Origin of the sequence: Streptomyces longhuiensis, from assembly GCF_020616555.1 — a bacterium.
GTDB classification, from domain to species: Bacteria; Actinomycetota; Actinomycetes; order Streptomycetales; family Streptomycetaceae; genus Streptomyces; species Streptomyces longhuiensis.
The window spans coordinates 7,236,401-7,255,246 of record NZ_CP085173.1 but is presented as its reverse complement, the minus strand read 5'-3'; the positions used below and the strand labels follow the sequence as shown (position 1 = coordinate 7,255,246).

Sequence of the window (18,846 nt, the reverse complement as noted above, 5' to 3'; positions counted from 1 at the left end):
CGGCTCACTGCTCGTCGCCTCCCTTGAGCCGGCCCACGAGGTAGAAGGCGAGGATGACCGAGATGACCGCGACCATCACGCAGCCCATCGCCGCCGCGTAGCCGAACTGGCCGTAGCGGAAGGCCTCTTCGTAGGCGAAGAGCATGGGCAGGCGGGTGCGGCCGCCCGGGCCGCCGTTGGTCAGGACGTAGACCAGGGCGAACGAGTTGAAGTTCCAGATGAAGTTGAGCGCGGTGATGGCGAGGGCGACCGGCCTGAGCGCGGGCCACGTCACCGCGCGGAAGCGGCCCCAGGCGCCGGCGCCGTCGAGCGCGGCGGCCTCGTGGAGTTCGGGCGAGGTGTTCTGGAGTCCGGCGAGCAGGGCGACGGTGGTCTGCGGCATGCCCGCCCAGATGCCGACGACGATCACGGCGGGCAGCGCGGTCGCCAGACCGGTGAGCCAGTCGCGCCCGTCACCGAGGCCGAGGTCGCGGAGGGTCTCGTTGAGGATGCCCGCGTCCGGGTTGTAGACGAGGCGCCACATGATGCCGACGACCACCTCGGGCATCGCCCAGGGAATGATCGCGAGCGCCCGCGCCAGCCAGCGGAAGCGGAGGTTCTGGTTGAGCAGGAGCGCGAGGCCGAGCGCGAGCAGGAACTGCGGGACGGTCACCCCGACCGCCCACAGCAGGCCGATCCGGAACGAGTCCCAGAACAGCGTGTCGTGCAGCAGGTCCTGGAAGTTGAGCGCCCCGACCCACTGGGTCGGCGCCGTGCGGCCGGCCTGCGAGTCGGTGAACGCCAGCGCGATGCCGTAGAGGAGGGGCCCGACGCTGAGCACGAGGATCGGGATGAGGGCGGGCAGGACCAGGAACCAGGCGCCGCGGTCCGCCGGGCGCCGCGGTCCGGGCGGCCCGGACGCACGCTTCAGCGGCCGCGTCGTCGCGGTCGTCAAGGTCACGGATTCGGCTCCTTCGGGCGGCGGGTGGGGGTCCGGCCGCCCCAGGGCCTGTCCGGCGGGTCGCGCCGGGGCCTCGGGTCCGGCACGCCGGCACTGCACGAGCGCGGCCACTCAGCTTCGGCATGTCCCGAACAAAAGGCCCTGACGGCCCCCGTCATCGTGCTGAGGGACCCGTGCCTCGTCAACCCGCTGCGCACGACGTTGTCCGTTACGGCGCCGACCGGGGCGTATGCGCACGTGAGACGGGTGCGAGACTGGGCCCGGAACAAGGGATCGGCGGGAGGCAAGTGATGGACGAGGCGCTGGCACGGAAGGTGCTCGCGGCGGCGGGGCTCCCCGGCGGGCAGCGGGGCGGCGGGCAGGAGGCCGAGCTGCTGGCGCTCGGCGAGAACGCCGTGTTCGCGCACGGTGACCTCGTGGTCAAGGTGGGCCGCGACCCCGAACTCCTGGAGCGGGCGCGGCACGAGCTCGCCGTCGCGGGCTGGCTCGCCGGCCAGGGCGTACCGGCCGTGCGCGCCGCCGAGCCGGAGCCGCTCCTCGTGGACGGCCACCCGGTGACGCTGTGGCACCGCGTTCCGGCCGCGCTGCGCCCCGCCGAGCCGCGCGACCTGGCCGAGCTGCTCCGCCTCGTGCACGCGCTGCCCACGCCGCCCTTCGCGCTGCCGCGCCGCGAGCTGCTCGGCGGCGTCGAGCGGTGGCTGCGGCTCGCGGGCGACGCGATCGACCCCGCCGACGCCGCGTATCTGCGTGAACGGCGCGACGGCTTCGCGGACGCGGCGGCAGCGCTCGTCCCGCGTCTGACGCCGGGCCCGATCCACGGGGACGCGCTGCCGCGCAACGTGCACATCGGTCCCGACGGCCCCATCCTCGTCGACCTGGAGACGTTCTCCGCCGACCTGCGCGAGCACGACCTGGTCGTCATGGCGCTCTCCCGCGACCGGTACGGCCTCGACCCCGAGGCGTACGACGCGTTCACGCGGACGTACGGCTGGGACGTGCGGGAGTGGGACGGGTGCGCCGTGCTGCGTGGCGCGCGCGAGACGGCGAGCTGCGCGTGGGTCGCCCAGCACGCGCCGGCCAACCCCAAGGCGCTCGCGGAGTTCGAGCGCAGGGTGGCGTCGTTGCGGGACGGGGATCCGGCGGTGCGCTGGTACCCGTTCTGACGGGGCCGTTCCCGGCGGGTGGCTGAACCTCCGCTCGGGCGTGGGCGGCTGAACTTCCGCTCGCGGGAGGGTGGTTGGACTCCCGCGCAGGAGTTGTTGGACTTTCGCGCTGAATTCATCCGATCTCTTTCCCGCGGTGGGGTCCTGGAGCAAGGTACGGCGGAGTTGGCCGACCCTTGCTTGGAGGACCTCATGTCCGCGCGCCCTGAACCCGGCTCCGCCGTCTCCCGCCGCTCCGTTCTCAAATACGGCTCAGCCATCGGATCTCTCCTGGCCCTGAGTCAAGTCCCCGCCTTCACGGCACAGGCGGCGCCGAGACCCGGCGGGCGCCCGGCCGCGCCACGCCTCGTCCCCGAGGCGGACGCGCTCGCCCTGCGGTACGGGTCCCCGGCCGCCGAGGACCAGCTCATGCGGGAGGGGTTGCCCATCGGCAACGGCCGCCTCGGGGCCGTCGTCTCCGGGCACCCGTCCCGCGAGGTCCTGTCCGTCTCGGACGTCACCCTGTGGACGGGCGGGGCGAACGACGCACTGGAGTCGGACGGCCAGTTCCCTTACGACACCGCCCACTTCGGCTCGTACGGCGTCCTCGTCAAGGCGTATCTGGAGGTGCCGGGGCACGACCCGTCCGCCGTGAGCGGCTACCGGCGCCGCCTCGACCTCAGCAACGGCCTGACGACGGTGGAGTACGAACTCGGTGGCACCCGCTACCGGCGGGAGACCTACTGCAGCCACCCTGACGACGTGATCGTCGTCCGGCTCACCCGCGTAGGGGGTGGCACCTGGAGCGGACGCCTCACGCTGACCGGGACACGCGGCGAGCCGATCGCCGTGGCCCCCGCCACCGCCTCGGCCGGCTTCGCCGCGAAGCTCGACAACGGCCTCGCTTACGCCGCCGTCGCGCGGGCCGCGACGCACCGCGGCGGCACGGTCGGCGCGAGCGGCTCCTCGATCACCTTCGAGGGCTGCGACGAGGTGCTCCTCGTCCTGAGCGGCGGCACCTCCTACTCCCCCGACGCCGACGGGTTCATCGACCGCGACGCCGACCCGCACGCCACCGCCGTCGCGCGGACCGCCGCCGCGGCGAAGGCCGGCGCGACCCGTCTCCTCGCCGCCCATGTCGCCGACCACCGCACCCTGTTCGACACCATGAGCGTCGACCTGGGCGCGTCCACCGACGCGCAGCGGGCCCTGGACACCGACGAGCGACTCCTGGCCCGGCAGGCTTCCGGTGGCCGCCCCGACCCCGAACTCGAGGCGTCGTACGTGCAGTTCGGCCGCTACCTCACCGTGTGCGGCTCGCGCTCCTCCCTGCCGCTCAACCTCCAGGGCCTGTGGATCGACCGGAACGACCCGGCGTGGATGGCGGACTACCACACCGACATCAACCTCCAGATGAACTACTGGCCCACCGACAGGACCGGCCTGCCCGACTGCTTCGACGCGCTCGCCGACTACTGCCTCGCCCAGGTCCCGCACTGGGAGAAGCGCACCCGCGCGCTGTTCAACGACCCGCGCAACGGCTTCCGCAACACGAGCGGCGAGATCGCCGGCTGGACCACGGCGATCTCCACCAACACCATGGGCGGCCCTGGCTGGTGGTGGCATCCGGCGGGCAACGCCTGGCTGTGCAACTCCCTCTTCGAGCACTACGAGTTCACCCTCGACCGGGGCTACCTGGCGAAGATCCTGCCGCTCCTGGAGGGGGCCTGCGCGTTCTGGGAGAAGCGGCTCGTCACGACGACGGTGAAGGACCCGGGGACCGGGGCGGACGTCGAGGTGCTCGTCGACGACCACGACTGGTCGCCGGAGCACGGCCCGACCGACGCGCGCGGCATCACGTACGCCCAGGAGCTGGTCTGGCAGCTCTTCGAGAACTTCCGCACCGCCACGGCGGCCCTCGGCAGCTCCAAGGCGTACGCCCGCCGCGTCGCCGCCCTCCAGGACAGGCTGTACCTGCCGCGCGTCAGCCCCACCACGGGCTGGCTGGAGGAGTGGATGGGCGGCGCGAACCTCGGAGAGACGCAGCACCGGCACCTCTCCCACCTCGTCGGCCTGTTCCCCGGCGACCGCGTCAGCCGCGACCGCAGCCCGCACGACGTCCTCGTCGCCGTCGACAAGGGCCTGACGGCCCGCGGCATGGACACCTACGGCTGGGGCTGCGCGTGGCGCGCCCTGTGCTGGGCGCGGATGAAGGACGCGGAGAAGGCGTACCAGCTCGTCGGCACGGTGCTGCGGCCCTCCGTGAACCACGGCAACGGCACCGCGCCGAACTTCTTCGACATGTACCAACTGGGCAGCACCAGCTCGGTGTTCCAGATCGACGCCAATTTCGGCACGACGGCCGCCGTGATCGAGATGCTCCTCTACTCCCGCCCCGGCCTCGTCGAACTCCTGCCCGCCCTGCCGGTCGCATGGGGCGCGTCGGGCAGGGTCACCGGCATCGGAGTGCGCGGCGGATTCACGGCCGATCTGGAGTGGAAGGACGGCGTGGCGACGAAGCTCCGGCTCACCTCGACCGGCGGCCGCACCACCCGCGTACGGGCCGGCTCCTGGACGAAGGACGTCAGCCTGAAGCCGGGCGCGAGCATCACCCTGGCCCCCTCGTACACGTCGCGGCGCTACATCCTCGTCAACCGGGCCGACAGCGGCATGGCGATCGAGGTGTCGGGGACCGCCGAGTCCGCGCCGCTGGTCCTGGGCGCGCGCACGGGCGGCGCGTCGCAGCAGTGGAAGTTCGCGGAGTCCCTGGACGGCGGCCACCGCCTGACCAACGTGCACTCCGGCCTGACGGCGGACGTCAGCGGCGGCCAGGCCACGGAGAACGCCCCGATCGTCCAGTACCGGGCCACCGGCGCGGACAACCAGCACTGGCGCACGGAGTCCACGGACGGCGGCCACGTCCGCCTGGTGTGCGTCCGCACGGGCAAGTCCCTCGGCACGGCCGGAGGTTCCACGGCGACGGGCACGGCGGTCGTCCAGCAGACGTACACGGGTGCGGCGTCGCAGCAGTGGAGGCGGGTGGCCGTGTAGGGCGGCCCCGTGGCGGGGGGATCTTCACGGCTTCACCGGCCCCGGCCGGTGGCTCCGTGAAGCCCCCGCCTCACCGCTCAGACCCCGGGCCCCGTCAGCTCCCGCATCGGCCACGTCCCCTCGACCACCGCCTGCGCGTCGCCCTTGCGGCGCAGGAAGGACTGGAAGTCCGCCGCCCACTGCGCGTACCACTCGATCTGGGATTCGTGGAGACGGGCCGGTCCGAGGGAGGCGACCTTCGGGTGACGGTCGGCTATCGCGGAGGCCAGGCGCGCGGCGGCGAGGGCGTCGGCGGAGGCGTCGTGCGCGGATTCGAGCGTCACGCCGTACTCCGCGCACACCGCCTCGAGGTTCCGCTTGCCCTTGCGGTAGCGGTCCACCGAGCGGTCGATCGTGTACGGGTCGATGACGGGCGCCGGGTCCACACCGCCCAGCCGCTCCCGCAGCGACGGCAGGCCGTGGCGGTGCAGCTCGGCGGAGAGCAGGGTCAGGTCGAACGCGGCGTTGTACGCGACGACGGGCACGCCCGTGCGCCAGTACCCGACGAGCGTCTCCGCTATGGAGTCCGCGACCCGGTCGGCCGGCTCACCGTCGGACGCCGCTCTCTCGTTGCTGATCCCGTGCACGGCGACCGCGTCGGCCGGGATCTCGACCCCCGGGTCCGCGAGCCACTGCCGGTGACCCAGCGGCCTCGCGTCCTTGACCTCTATCACCGCGCCCGTGACGATGCGCGCCTCGCGCGGATCCGTCCCCGTGGTCTCCAGGTCGAAGCCGACCAGCAGCTCCTGGTGCCATCCCATCGCGGCCCCCTTCTTCATGGTGCGTCCCCGTGTCTCCCCAGTGGCCACCACGATGACATGGGGCACTGACAACGGGCCGGGGGCATTCCGCTTCCCCCGACGCGGCGGGGTCAGGACACCGGCCGGGCGTCCGCCCACGCCAGCTCGAATTCTTCGCGATACGTCGGGAAAAGTCCGGCTTCCTCCCCGTCCCGGGCGTGGGCCTTCACCACGCGCCCGGGCCCGCGCAGCACGAGGACCGGCGCCTCCATACCCCTGGCCCGGCGCAGATACGACTGGACGACCCCGACCCCGTCCGACCCGTCGCCGTCGACGAGATACGCGGTGAACCGCGGCGTCTCGTCGTAGACCTGGATCTCGAAGGCGCCCGGGTCGCGCAGCCGGGCCCGCACCCGGCGCATGTGCAGGATGTTCATCTCGACGGCGCGGCTCAGCTCGCCCCGCTTGAGGCCCAGCTCGCGCTCCCTGCGCTTGACGGCGCTGGAGGCGGGGTTGAGGAAGAGCAGCCGCACCCGGCAGCCGGACTCGGCGAGCCGGACGAGGCGGCGGCCCGAGAAGTTCTGCACCAGCATGTTCAGGCCTATGCCGATGGCGTCGAGGCGGCGCGCGCCGCCGAAGATGTCCTCGGCCGGGAACTGGCGCAGGAGCCGCACCCGGTCCGGGTGCACGCCCACGACGTCGGCGTACCGGTCGCCGACGAGTTCCTCGACGGCGTCCACCGGGAGCCTGCGGGCGGACGGTACGTCCGAGCCCGCGCCGAGCATCTCCAGGAGCCGCCCGGAGGCGCGCTCGGCCTGGGCGAGGACGGCCTCGGACAGGGCGCGGTTGCGCGAGACGACGTTCCGCGTCACCTCGAGCTCGTCGAGGGCGAGCTCGACGTCACGGCGGTCGTCGAAGTACGGCTCGAAGCAGGGCCAGTGCTGCACCATCAGCTCGCGCAGCTGCGGCAGGGTGAGGAAGCTGAGGACGTTGTCGTCGGCCGGGTCGAGCAGATAGCCCTTGCGGCGGCTCACCTCGCGCACGGCGACGGCCCGCTGGACCCACTCCTGCCCGGCGGGCCCGGCCGCCGCCACGACCCAGTCGTCCCCGTGGACGGGTTCGTAGATGGGGCGCAGCACGGCGGCCACCACGGCCCGCAGCCGCTGTTCGACCAGGTTCAGCCAGATGTAGGCGCGGCCGGCCCGCTGCGCGCGCGTACGGACCTCGCTCCAGGCGTCGGCACCCCAGGCGAACTCCGACTCCGGCCCGATCTGGGATCCCATGTCCATGGGCCGCGCCAAGGACACCGCTCCGGGCGGGACGTCAGCGGAGCTCCCCTCGTGACCTGCGTCACCAGGGGGCAGCTCCAGCCCACCCGAGCTCACCCACGCACCGCCTTCCGCTCCCCCGAGCAACCCCAGCAACGATCAAGGAAGGGTACTCCGGGAGCGGTCGGCGGTGCAGCCGGATGGGCAGGGTAGTTTCTCAACTACCGTTTCTGGGCACGCCGTTCTGGTCCGCGAGGTCCGCCGGAGTGAGCGGATTCATAGCGGTCACGTCCCTGGGGGCCAGTGAGAAGCCCTGCCAGTGGACCGGCATCGGCTGCTGGTCCTCGTCCCGGGCGATGTGGTGGAACCCGATGTTGACCCAGGTGATCGGGTGCGTGAGTGTCTGCCCGCCGACCCACTTGTCGACGCTGGCGCCGCCGCAGTGCCCGGCCGGGTTGTCGCTCGCGTACTGCTCGCACTTCTTGTACTCGGTGAAGTACACGTCGTGCTTGGTGAACGAACGGCCGGGGAACTTGCTGGTGCGGCCGGGCACGAACTCGTAGGACCTGGGGTGGCCGTCCTTGTTCTTGCCCGCGGTGCTGACGACCCGCCACCAGCGCATGTCCTTCGCGTCACCGGCGAGTTCCTTGGTGACGGGGGTGCGGGTGGTCTTCGTGGTGGGGCTGCCGCCGCCGCTCGGCGCGGTGACCTTGGAGTCGTACTGCTCGACCTTGCTCTTGGGCGAGCCGTCGAGGCCGAAGTTGAGCCGCCAGAAGACGTTGTGGGCGTGGCTCTCGGCGTAGGCGCGGGCGCCCTTGCCGATGGGCCAGCCCTTGCCGTCCGTGCCGTTGTAGTCGTACGGGGAGAGGCTGCCGGTCGCTCCGACGTTCGACGTGATCGTCCCGTCGGAGGAGAACCGCCACTCGGTGATGTACTCGTACCAGGACGCCTTGTTGACCGTGTAGACGAGGAGGTCCTTGCCCTGTGCGGTGTAGACCTTGCCGCTGCCGCCGGTGCTCGCGTCGTCGTTGAGCCGGTACGCGTGCCCACGCGCGCGCGTGGTGGTGCACAGTCCCTGCACATCGCCCCGGTCGGGCACCTTGACGGTCTTGATGGTGCCGCCGGGGCACTCGCCGGGCTTCAGGTTCTGCAGGGCGTACCCGAAGTCCGTGCCGGTGATGTCGTCGTACTCGTTCTCGCCGTCGTCGTAGGGGACGTGCACCTGCGCGAGGCGGGCGCTGGTGAGGACGGCGATCGGCTCGGGCTCGTCCTTGGGCTGGTAGCTGACGTTGTCGAGGACGAGCCCGGACAGCGTGTTGTAGTGCCAGCACATGCGCCAGGTCGTGCCCCCGTCGAGGACCTGCTCGATCTTGTACGCGGTGCTGCAGGCCGGGGCCGCGGCGGCGGGCGCCTGCGGGGCGGCGGTGGCGGGGCCCGCGGCGCTGACGGCGGTGCCGAGCAGCGCGAGGGACGTGAGGGCGACGGCGGCCCGGGCGCGGGCGCGCCGAAGTCTGTTGACGTGCATACGGAATGACTCCTTCGAACAGGAGGAGAAGAGGGCGTGAGGGCTCAGCCGAGGCGGCCGACGGTGCGCGCGCTGAGGTCGACGACCAGGGCGCGGGTGTCGATCCACGGCCCGTTCCTGACCTTGGTGACGACGCGCAGGCACCGGTGCTCGCCGCAGGCGGTGAGGCCCGACGGGACGTGGGCGACGGTCTCCTTGCGGAAGACCATGCCGCTCAGTTCGAGCTGGTCCGTGCTCGTGAGTGGCTTGCCGGTGGCGTCCTTGTAGTCCTTCTTCAGGCCGGCGCCGAGCGGGTCCGCGATGAGGAGCTGGGTGGCTTCCCGCAGCTCGCCGGGGCTCGGCGGCGGCTGCACGCCGTGCGCCGTGTCGGTGTTCTCGACCTTGCCGCTGTCGAGGTTCACGGTCCTGGTCACGACCGTGTCGGCCTTGTAGTCGTAGTAGACGACCTCGGCGCGCCGTTCTGCCGCCTGCGCGCCGCTCTGCGTGGGGTCCACCTCGCTGAGGTTCGTGGACAGGTGCTGCGGCCCCCGGTCGCCCTCGACGTCCCGCGCGCTCATGCGCAGTCCGTTGCTCGCGACCGCGATCTGTTCGGCGCGCTTGATCTCGTCGTCGGTCAGCGGGTCCCTGCCGACGCCCTTGTCGCCCTCCTTCGGCGCGGCCTCCACCACGCCGTCCTTCGGGATCGCGTCCTGCTGGGCGGAACCGACCTCGGCCTGGTCACCCGCGCCCGCCTCCCCCGGCAGGGTCACGCCCAGCAGCACGGCGGTCGCCGCGGCCGCGACGGCCGCTCCCGCCATCATTTTCCCCAGATGGCGTCTTGCGAGCTCTCGCACATCTTCCCCCTGTTGTCCCCGCGGCCCCACCTGTGGGCGAACGGGTATGCGTGGTCTTCCTGTAAGAGGGGCCCAATTCCTAGGTGGTTCCGTCACTTTCGGGAAGACTCTGGCGGAAGTCGCCCGGGGCATCCGGGCCGGGAGTGGAAGAGTCGTACCCATGCAGGTCTGGCCTGGACAGGCGTATCCACTCGGTGCCACTTACGACGGCGCCGGCACCAACTTCGCGGTCTTCTCGGAGGCCGCCCGGCGCATAGAGCTGTGTCTGCTGCACGACGACGGGTCGGAGACCGCGGTGGAGCTGCGGGAGACCGACGCCTTTGTGCGGCACGCGTATCTGCCCGGCATCATGCCGGGCCAGCGGTACGGCTTCCGCGCGCACGGCCCGTACACCCCGGAGCGGGGGCAGCGGTGCAACTCGTCGAAGCTGCTCCTCGACCCGTACGCGCGTGCGATCAGCGGCCGGATCGACTGGGGCGAGGCGGTGTACGGGTATCCCTTCGGGGCGCCCGACAAGCGCAACGACCTGGACTCGGCGCCGCACACGATGACGTCGGTCGTGGTCAACCCGTACTTCGACTGGGGCGACGACCGTTCGCCGCGCACCGAGTACCACCACACGGTGATCTACGAGGCCCATGTGAAGGGCCTCACGATGACGCACCCGGCGCTCCCGGAGGAACTGCGCGGCACCTACGCGGCGCTCGCGCACCCGGCGATCCTGGAGCACCTCACGGAGCTGGGCGTGACGGCGCTCGAACTGATGCCGGTCCATCAGTTCGTCAACGACCACCGGCTGGTGGAGATGGGCCTGAACAACTACTGGGGCTACAACACCATCGGCTTCTTCGCGCCCCACAACGCCTACGCGTCCTGGGGCGACCGCGGGCAGCAGGTCCTGGAGTTCAAGTCGGCCGTACGGGCGCTGCACGAGGCCGGGATCGAGGTCATCCTCGACGTCGTCTACAACCACACGGCCGAGGGCAACCACCTGGGCCCGACGCTGTCCTTCAGGGGCCTCGACAACGCCTCGTACTACCGCCTCGCGGACGACCGCCGCTACTACATGGACACCACGGGCACCGGGAACTCGCTGCTCATGCGCTCGCCGCACGTCCTCCAGATGATCATGGACTCGCTGCGCTACTGGGTCACCGAGATGCACGTCGACGGGTTCCGCTTCGACCTGGCGGCCACACTGGCACGGCAGTTCCACGAGGTGGACCGGCTGTCGTCGTTCTTCGACCTCGTGCAGCAGGACCCGGTGGTCTCCCAGGTGAAGCTGATCGCCGAGCCGTGGGACGTCGGTGAGGGCGGCTACCAGGTGGGCAACTTCCCGCCGCTGTGGACGGAGTGGAACGGCAAGTACCGGGACACCGTCCGGGATCTGTGGCGGGGCGAGCCGCGCACCCTCGCCGAATTCGCCGGACGGCTGACCGGCTCGTCCGACCTCTACCAGGACGACGGCCGCCGCCCGCTCGCCTCCATCAACTTCGTCACGTGCCACGACGGTTTCACCCTGCGCGACCTGGTCTCGTACAACGAGAAGCACAACGAGGCGAACGGCGAGGGCAACCGCGACGGGGAGAGCCACAACCGGTCGTGGAACTGCGGCGCGGAGGGCGACAGCGACGACCCCGGGGTGCTCGAACTGCGGGACCGTCAGGTCCGCAACTTCATCGCGACGCTGATGCTCTCCCAGGGCGTGCCGATGCTCAGCCACGGGGACGAGCTGGGGCGCACGCAGAACGGCAACAACAACGCCTACTGCCTGGACAGCGAGCTGGCCTGGGTGCGCTGGCCCGAGGACGGCGAGCAGGACGCCCTGCTGGGCTTCACGCGCGCGATGGCGCGGCTCCGGCGCGACCACCCGGTGTTCCGCAGGCGCCGCTTCTTCCACGGGCGGCCGGTCGAGGGCACCCACGACGAGCTGAGCGACATCGCCTGGTTCACTCCGGAGGGCGAGGAGATGACGCGGGACGACTGGGGCGCGGCGCAGGCGCGCGCCCTGTCGGTGTTCCTCAACGGGCACGCGATCTCGGAGCCGGGCCCCCGGGGCGAGCGCATCTCGGACGACTCGTTCCTGCTGCTGTTCAACGCGTCGCCCGACGCGCTGGAGTTCCTCGTGCCGGTCAACCACGGCCGGCAGTGGGAGGTCGTCGTGGACACGGCGCTGCCCGAAGGCGTGCCCCTCGGGACCGGCGCGAAGGTGCAGGCCGGTGACCGCCTCACGCTCCTCGACCGGAGCCTGACGGTGTTGCAGCGACCGGCGTGACCCCTGGTCCCGCCGGGGCCTTGACGAGGAGTGCGACACCGAACGCGAGGGCCGCGGCCACGCTGCCGACGGTGAACGCCGCGGCGGGGCCGTGGGACTCGGCGAGGCGGCCCGCCACGGCGAGCGTGACCGCCTGCCCGCCGACGAAGGCGCTCGCGGCGAACGTCATGCCTTCGGCGAGACGTTCGCGCGGCACGGCGCGTTCGGTGAGTCCGAAGCCGGTGATCAGGTTCGGCGCGAAGACGGCGCCGAACACGGTCACCGCCCCGTAGAGGCCCGGCATGCTCTGCGTGCCGATCAGCAGGAGGGACAGGAGCGCGGCGGCGGCCGTGGCGACCCGCCAGCGCAGCGCGAGCCCGAAGCGCTCGGGCACGGCGGCCATGGACAGGCCGACGACCGCGCTCATGACGCCCATGGCGGCGTAGACGAGGCCCGCCTGGTCCTCCTGGCCGAGCTTCTGGGTCAGCGCCGTGATCCCGGCCCCGCAGCCGCCCAGGAGGACGCCGAGGAGGACGAGGCCGAGGCGCACGAGTCGGACCTCGCGCGGCATGCGGGGGCGCCGGGCCCGCGGCCCCTTGAGGGCGGGCGGCCCCTCGAGGACGGGCGCCGTCGCGGGCCGGACCGCCGTCGCCGTCGCCGTCGGGTGCAGCGCGAACGCCGTGCCGCAGCCGGCGACCAGGAGAGCGGCGGCTCCGAACGCGTACGCGGGGTGGCCGACGAAGGCCGCGACGCCGATCAGCGCGGGCCCGAGGACGAACGACAGCTCGTCCATCGTGCTCTCCAGTGACAGCACCGTGTTCACGACGCGCTCGTCCGCACCCCCGCGGCGGACGAGCGCGACGCCCCGCGCCCTGGCCAGCGGGCCGATGCCCGGCACCGTGGCCCCGGCGAGCACGCCGAGCGCCACCAGGAGCGGCGTGGGGAGTCCCGCGAGGGCGCCGAGCGTGTACCAGGCGATCGCGAGGGCGTTCAGGAGCGAGCAGCACAGGACGACGCTCCGCTGCCCGCGCCGGTCGGCGAGCCGGCCGACGACGGGCCCCATGGCCACCTGTCCGAGCGCGAGCGCGCAGGCCACGGTCCCTCCGGTCGCGAGGGAACCGCTCGTCCTGGTGATCAGCAGAACGCTGCCGAACTGGATCACCGCCACCGGCAGCCGCCCGAAGAACGAGATCACCGGGAGCAGCGCCCCGGTCGCCCCGAGCACCTCGCGGTATGTCGCCGACGTTCCCCCCGCTGCCTGTGCCATCGTTCGAAGCTATCGACGGCGCCGGTGACACATGCATGCGGCGATGACACGAAAGACTCCGGGGCGGGTACGTAGATTCGCATGACGCGCATGACACCGGACCATCAAGAGGGCGGGGTCCCCGCCCCGCCCACGGCCACGTACCGGATGCAGCTCCAGCCGGCGTTCCCGTTCGCCGCGGCCGCCGGAGCCGTCCCGTATCTGGCCTCGCTGGGTGTCTCGCACCTGCATCTGTCGCCGGTCCTGGAGGCCGTACCGGGTTCCACGCACGGGTACGACGTCGTGGACCACGCGCGCGTGCGGGACGAGCTGGGCGGTGAGGCCGGGCTGCGGGCGCTCGCGCGGACGGCGCGGAAGCACGGGCTCGGTCTGATCGCCGACATCGTGCCCAACCACATGGCGTCGGCGGCCGGGCTCAACCAGCCCCTCCAGGAGGTCCTGCGGGACGGGCCGCACTCCCCTTACGCGCACTGGTTCGACATCGACTGGGAGGCGCAGGGCGGGCGGGTCCTGCTGCCCGTGCTCGGCCACCGGCTGAGCCACGAGCTGGACCACCTGGAGGTGGACGGGCGTGTGCTGCGCTACTACGAGCACGCGTTCCCGCTGCGCGAGGGCACGGAGACGCTGCCGCTTCCCGAGCTGCTCGACGCGCAGTGGTACCGGCTCGGCTGGTGGCGCCTGGCCCGCACCGAGCTCAACTACCGGCGTTTCTTCACCATTTCGGACCTCATCGGGGTCCGCGTGGAGAACCGGGAGGTGTTCGACGCCACCCACGAGAAGATCGTCCAGCTGTTGCGCGAGGGCGTACTCGACGGGCTGCGCGTCGACCACCCCGACGGCCTCGCGGACCCCGGTGCCTATCTGAAGGACCTCGCCGACGCGGCCGCCGGGCGCTGGACCGTCGTCGAGAAGATTCTCGGCGAGGACGAACAGCTGCCCGCCGCCTGGCCGGTGGCCGGCACCACGGGATACGACGCGCTGCGCCGGATCGACGGCCTGTTCACCGATCCGTCGGGCGCGGACGAACTGCTCGGCCTGTTCCGCCGTTTCACGGCGGCCGCCGCCGACCGGGGCGGCGACTGGAACGCCACGGCGCGCCGCGCCGCGTACAAGGTCGTCACGCACGAGCTGGCGGCCGAGGTGGACCGCCTCACGCGCGACGCGGGGCGGCTGTGCGCCGCCGACGCCGCCCTGCGCGACCACGCCCCGTGGGCCCTGCGCGCCGCCGTACGGGAACTCCTGGTGCGCCTCGACGTGTACCGGCCGTACGTGACCGGGGGCGCGGACCCCGAGACCGTCCTCACGCCCGGTGACGCCGAGGACGCCAAGCGGGTGTTCACCGTCGCCGAGGAGGCCGAGGCGGTGGACACCGTGCGGGCCCTGGCGCTCGGGAAGCGCGGGTCGGGGCCCGAACACGAGGCGTTCCGGGCACGGTTCGCGCAGACGGCGTCCGCACTGCGGGCCAAGGCGGTCGAGGACACGGCGTTCTACCGGCACGCGCCCCTCCTGTCGGCGACGGAGGTCGGCGGGACGCCCCAGAGCCCGGCCGTGGACCCGGAGTCGTTCCACGCGTACTGCGCGCGCGTGCAGCGCGACTGGCCGTATACGGGAACCGTCCTTTCGACCCACGACACCAAGCGCAGCGCCGACGTGCGGGCCGGGATCTCCGTGCTCACGCAGTGTCCCGGGCGCTGGGCCGATCTGCTCGCGGACGTCACCGAGCGGACCGCGCGCGAGGGCCGCGCGAGCGCGCCCGATCCCCAACTGGCCTGGGCGGCCTGGCAGACGGCGGTCGGCTTCGGCGACCAGGACGGCGAGCGGCTCCAGGGCGCGATGCTCAAGCACGTGCGCGAGGCGGGGCTGCACACGAGCTGGACCGAACCGGACGCGGACTACGAGAAGGCGGTGCGCGACTTCGTGACGGCGGGCCCGTGCGGGCCGCCCAGGGAGGCCGTCGCCGCGTTCGCGGACTCGTTGCGGCCCCATGTCCGGGCGAACGTCCTGGGGGCCGCTCTCGCCCATCTGACAATGCCGGGGGTGCCGGACGTCTACCAGGGCACGGAGCGCGCGTACCGGGCGCTGGTGGACCCGGACAACCGTGCGCCGGCCACCTTCGACCTGGATCTGCTGGATCGGCTCGACTCCGATGAGGGGTCCGTCCCCGGCGATCTGTCCGACGAGAAGCTGGCGCTCACGGTCGCCGCGCTGCGGCTGCGCCGGGCGCATCCGGAGTGGTTCGGCGGCGGGTCGACGTACGAACCGGTCGCCGCGCGGGGGGCGGGGGCCGCGCACTGTGTGGCGTTCGCACGCTCCGGGGAGGTCGTCGCCGCCGCGACCCGCCTCTCGCTGCGCCTCGCGGAGGCGGGCGGCTGGCGCGACACCGAGCTGTCACTCCCGGAGGGCCAGTGGGTCGACCTGCTCGCCCCGGGAAACGAGTTCACCGGCCACGCGCGCGTGGAGAAACTGTTCGACCGGCATCCGGTGGCGCTCCTCGTACGCGCACCAATCAACTGACCTGCACCAGGGACGTCTTGGAGCGGCGCCACTGGATCGAACTGCACCCCCAGCACGGGAACTCACCCGCCACGCGCACGCGGAGCCTGATCGACCGGCATCCGGTTGCACTCGCCATTCGCGCGCCCGTCAACTGACCTGGACCGGGGGCTTCGAGCGGTGTCGCCGGATTGACGTCGCCGGTTCGACCTGCCCCCGACCCGCCAGTCACCGGCCACGCGCGCGGAGGACCTGATCGGCCGGCATCCGGTGGCACTCCTCGTACGACGCCGGTCAACCGGCTTCCACCGGAGGCGTCTGGAGCGGCGCCACTGGATCGAACTGCACCTCCCAGCACGGGAACTCACACGCCACGCGCGCGTGGAAGGACCTGTTCGACCAGCGTTCGGTGGCACTCCTCGTACGCGCGCCCGTCAGCCGAGGAGCACCGGAAGCGTCTTCGGGCCGCGCGTGACGAGGCCGGTGGAGGCGGGGCGGCCGCCGGGGGCCCAGCGCAGGTGCGGGAGTGCCTCCAGGAGGGCTCGCAGCGCGCACTCGGCGGTGAGGCGTGCCAGCTGCACGCCGAGGCAGCGGTGGTGGCCCGCGCCGAAGGCCAGCTGTCCGGGCGCCGGGCGGAGGATGTCGTAGCGGTCCGGGACGGCGAAGCGCGTCGGGTCGCGTCCCGCGGCTCCCACGAGACAGGCGACGTCGGCGCCCGCGGGTATCGTCCCGGCGCCGGTGACGACGGGCACGAGGGCACGGCGCAGCACGATGTGCACGGCGGGGTCGCGGCGCAGGGACTCCGCCCAGGCCGCCGGTATCAGCACGGGACGTTCCCGTACGAGCCTCAACTGGGCAGGGTGGTCGAGCAGGTTGGCGAGGAACGAGGCGAGCGCGAGATGCGTGGCCTCGCCTCCGGCGCCGAGCAGCGTCCCGGCGAGGCCGACGACGGTCTCGTCAGGGAGATGACTGCCGTCCGCCCGTGCGGCGCTGAGGACGGACAGCAGGTCGCCGCCGGGACGCGCGCGGCGGCGTGCGACATGGGGGCGCAGAAAGGCGTCCAGGTCCCGGTGGCCGTCGCCGAGGTGCGTGAGGCCCTCGCGGCACCACTGGCGCACGCGCGCGGTGTCCTCGTGCGGCAGCCCGAGCACGGTCACCGCCGCCACGGCCGGCAGCCACTGGCAGAACTCCGCCACAAGAGCGGCTTCCTGACGTTCTGACAGACGACGTGCGAGCACGTACGCGGCACGTTCCACACCGGCCCGCAGAACGGACAGGGCTCGGCCGCGCAGCGCCGGCTGGAGCAGGGCGCGGTGCGCGGCGTGGGTGCGGTCTTCCAGGTGCGCCAGGGTCCGTCCCGGCGGCGGGGCGACGAGCCGCGGATCGGCGAGCGCGGCGCGCACGTCCCCGTAGCGGCTGACGAGCCACGCCCCGAAGGCCTCGTCGTGGACGAGCGGGTACGACGTCCTGAGCGTCCGGTACAGGGGGTAGGGGTCGCGGTCGACCCCTGGTGCGCGGAGGCTGGGCGGGGGCGGGCCGTCGGGGCCGCGGTGTCCGGGTGCGGGGCGGAGCCCACCGGCGCCGGGCGCCTCCGCGACCTCGGACGGCACGAAAGGGCGCGTGGCGGGGCCTTCCGCCGATGGGCCGGTGATCCCGGCCGGGTCCTGGGCTCCCGGAACCGCGCGCATCGCCGAGCCCCCAGCCTTGTGCCGGTGCGCGCCGGGAGACGCGCGAGTCTTCTCAGCGGACCACCGAGGGCTCCTCGCCGCAGCCCTCGTACGCCCGTACGGGTGAGGCGGGCGTCCGAGCGTCTCGGGGCGCATCTCGCCGGGCCGAACGTCTCCGGGATGATCGCGGAGAGCCGGCCGGGAGCCTCCACGCCCACCCCACGCGCCCCGAGGCCGCTGGCGAGACGTTCCTCGGACTGGCACGCCGAGGGCTGCGCCAGCGGCGCGGCACCGGCATACGGCCTTCTTGACAGGTGTCGCGGAGCGTGGGGTACTGCGGGATGCGACGCGTGGAGCACCAACGGGGGTGAGTCACCTGACGGAGCACCGCTACCCGAATGTGGCCGAACTGGTCCAGTCAGCACGGGAGCTGGCGACTCACCGACCCGACCTGTGCGTTCTACGCCAGGTCGGGACCTCACGCGCGGGCCGGCCGCTGCACCTGTTGTCGGTGGGGCACGACCACCGCGCGGTGCTCGTGGTCGCGGGAGCCCACGCGAACGAGCCGGCCGGTGGCTCGACTCTCCTGCGCCTCGCCGAACGCGCCCTGCTGGAAAGGGAGTTGCGCACCGACTGCTCCTGGCACTTCTTGTTGTGCGCCGACCCGGACGGCGCGGATCTGCACCGCACCCCCGCGCCGCGCACCCTGCTCGACTACCACCGGCACTTCTTCCGCCCCGCCGGCCCCGAGCAGCCCGAGTGGTCGCCCTCCGTGCTGCCGCCGGACCGGCTGCCGCCCGAGACGCGCACGCTGACCGGGGTCATCGACGAGCTGCGCCCCTTTCTCCAGGTGTCGCTGCACGGCACCGATCTGGGCGGCAGCTGGGTGCAGTTGACGCGGGACATCCCGGGGCTCGCGGAGCCGTTCGCCAAGTCGGCGGCGGAGCTGCACATCCCGGTGGAGACGGGGGCCTCGGACGCGGCGGGCTGGCCCGCGACGGGCCCAGGCGTCCATGTGATGCCGGAGCCCGGCGCGGAGGCCGCGTTCCCGAGCCTGCCGGACGACGCCCGGCACAGCACCTGGCACCACGCCCACCGCTACGGGGGCCGCACGGCGATCGTCGAGGTCCCGATGTGGGCGAGCGACCTCGTGGACGACCCGGCGCCGCACCCCGCTCCCGACCGGGCGCTGCGGCGCCTGGCGCAGCGGCTGAGCCGGGACACGCTCCTGGTGGAGGAGATCCTCCAGTCGGCGCTGCCGCGGCTTCCCGAGGTGGACGGGCCCCTGATGCGGGCGACGCGCTGGGCCGTCGCGCTGGTGCCGGGCCTCGCGGGCGACTGGCTGCAACCTCCGCCGCAGGACGCCACGATGGCGTACGTGGGGAGCATCGACGCGTTCTCCAGACGGCTGCCGTTGCGGGCCGCCGCGATGCTCCTGCGGGTCCTGAAGGAGGCGGACGACCCGGACGCGGAGCGTCTTGAGCAGTTGGTGGCGCACTGGTGCGACGCGTTCGCCGAGCGGTTCAGGGCGCGCTGGGTGCCACTGGAGCACCAGGTCGAGCACCAGTCACGGACGACCGTCGCGGCCGTGCGGCACACGCTCGCGGCGGGCGACTGACCGCGAACG

General features: G+C 72.7%; 12 protein-coding genes. 5 read left to right on the top strand and 7 right to left on the bottom strand.

The window, feature by feature from the left end; translation table 11 throughout:
- Positions 1-4: 4 nt before the first annotated feature.
- Positions 5-940, bottom strand: a complete 936-nt coding sequence (locus LGI35_RS33240) for a carbohydrate ABC transporter permease (protein WP_376224062.1) — start codon at positions 938-940, stop codon at positions 5-7.
- Positions 941-1,230: 290 nt separating this feature from the next.
- On the opposite strand from LGI35_RS33240, the gene LGI35_RS33235 reads away from it, so the two are divergent.
- Complete coding sequence (locus LGI35_RS33235; RefSeq protein ID WP_227297979.1) at positions 1,231-2,103, top strand: phosphotransferase enzyme family protein; 873 nt, start codon at positions 1,231-1,233, stop codon at positions 2,101-2,103.
- 192 nt (positions 2,104-2,295) lie between these two features.
- Positions 2,296-5,133 (top strand): glycosyl hydrolase family 95 catalytic domain-containing protein, encoded by a 2,838-nt coding sequence (locus tag LGI35_RS33230; RefSeq protein WP_341483466.1) that lies wholly within the window; start codon positions 2,296-2,298, stop codon positions 5,131-5,133.
- A 77-nt stretch (positions 5,134-5,210) separates the two neighbouring features.
- Here the strand turns inward: LGI35_RS33230 and LGI35_RS33220 are convergent, their stop codons facing one another.
- The 4 genes from LGI35_RS33220 to LGI35_RS33205 form a co-directional block, all read right to left on the bottom strand.
- A complete protein-coding gene (locus LGI35_RS33220; protein WP_227297978.1) occupies positions 5,211-5,933 on the bottom strand; it encodes a 3'-5' exonuclease in 723 nt (240 codons plus the stop codon).
- 110 nt (positions 5,934-6,043) lie between these two features.
- Positions 6,044-7,297, bottom strand: a complete 1,254-nt coding sequence (locus tag LGI35_RS33215; protein ID WP_227297977.1) for an SAV2148 family HEPN domain-containing protein — start codon at positions 7,295-7,297, stop codon at positions 6,044-6,046.
- Positions 7,298-7,397: 100 nt separating this feature from the next.
- On the bottom strand, positions 7,398-8,705 hold the full coding sequence (locus LGI35_RS33210) for a copper amine oxidase (RefSeq protein ID WP_227297976.1): 1,308 nt from the start codon (positions 8,703-8,705) through the stop codon (positions 7,398-7,400).
- A 44-nt stretch (positions 8,706-8,749) separates the two neighbouring features.
- A complete protein-coding gene (locus LGI35_RS33205; protein ID WP_227297975.1) occupies positions 8,750-9,538 on the bottom strand; it encodes a Tat pathway signal sequence domain protein in 789 nt (262 codons plus the stop codon).
- A gap of 160 nt (positions 9,539-9,698) precedes the next feature.
- Between LGI35_RS33205 and glgX the strand changes: the two genes are divergently transcribed.
- On the top strand, positions 9,699-11,813 hold the full coding sequence (gene glgX / locus LGI35_RS33200; protein WP_227297974.1) for a glycogen debranching protein GlgX: 2,115 nt from the start codon (positions 9,699-9,701) through the stop codon (positions 11,811-11,813).
- Here the strand turns inward: glgX and LGI35_RS33195 are convergent.
- Positions 11,767-13,059, bottom strand: coding sequence for an MFS transporter (locus tag LGI35_RS33195; protein WP_227297973.1), 1,293 nt, complete (start codon positions 13,057-13,059; stop codon positions 11,767-11,769). The genes glgX and LGI35_RS33195 overlap by 47 nt on opposite strands.
- Positions 13,060-13,149: 90 nt before the next feature.
- On the opposite strand from LGI35_RS33195, the gene treY reads away from it, so the two are divergent.
- Complete coding sequence (treY, locus tag LGI35_RS33190; protein WP_227300624.1) at positions 13,150-15,573, top strand: malto-oligosyltrehalose synthase; 2,424 nt, start codon at positions 13,150-13,152, stop codon at positions 15,571-15,573.
- Between the two features lie 413 nt (positions 15,574-15,986).
- On the opposite strand, the gene LGI35_RS33185 is transcribed toward treY, so the two are convergent.
- Positions 15,987-17,240 (bottom strand): cytochrome P450, encoded by a 1,254-nt coding sequence (locus tag LGI35_RS33185; RefSeq protein WP_227297972.1) that lies wholly within the window; start codon positions 17,238-17,240, stop codon positions 15,987-15,989.
- 346 nt (positions 17,241-17,586) lie between these two features.
- Here LGI35_RS33185 and LGI35_RS33180 point away from each other — a divergent pair, with 346 nt between their 5' ends.
- Positions 17,587-18,837 carry a M14 family zinc carboxypeptidase gene (locus tag LGI35_RS33180; RefSeq protein ID WP_227297971.1) on the top strand — a complete coding sequence of 417 codons (1,251 nt, stop codon included), beginning with the start codon at positions 17,587-17,589 and terminating at the stop codon, positions 18,835-18,837.
- The last annotated feature ends 9 nt before the right edge of the window (positions 18,838-18,846 follow it).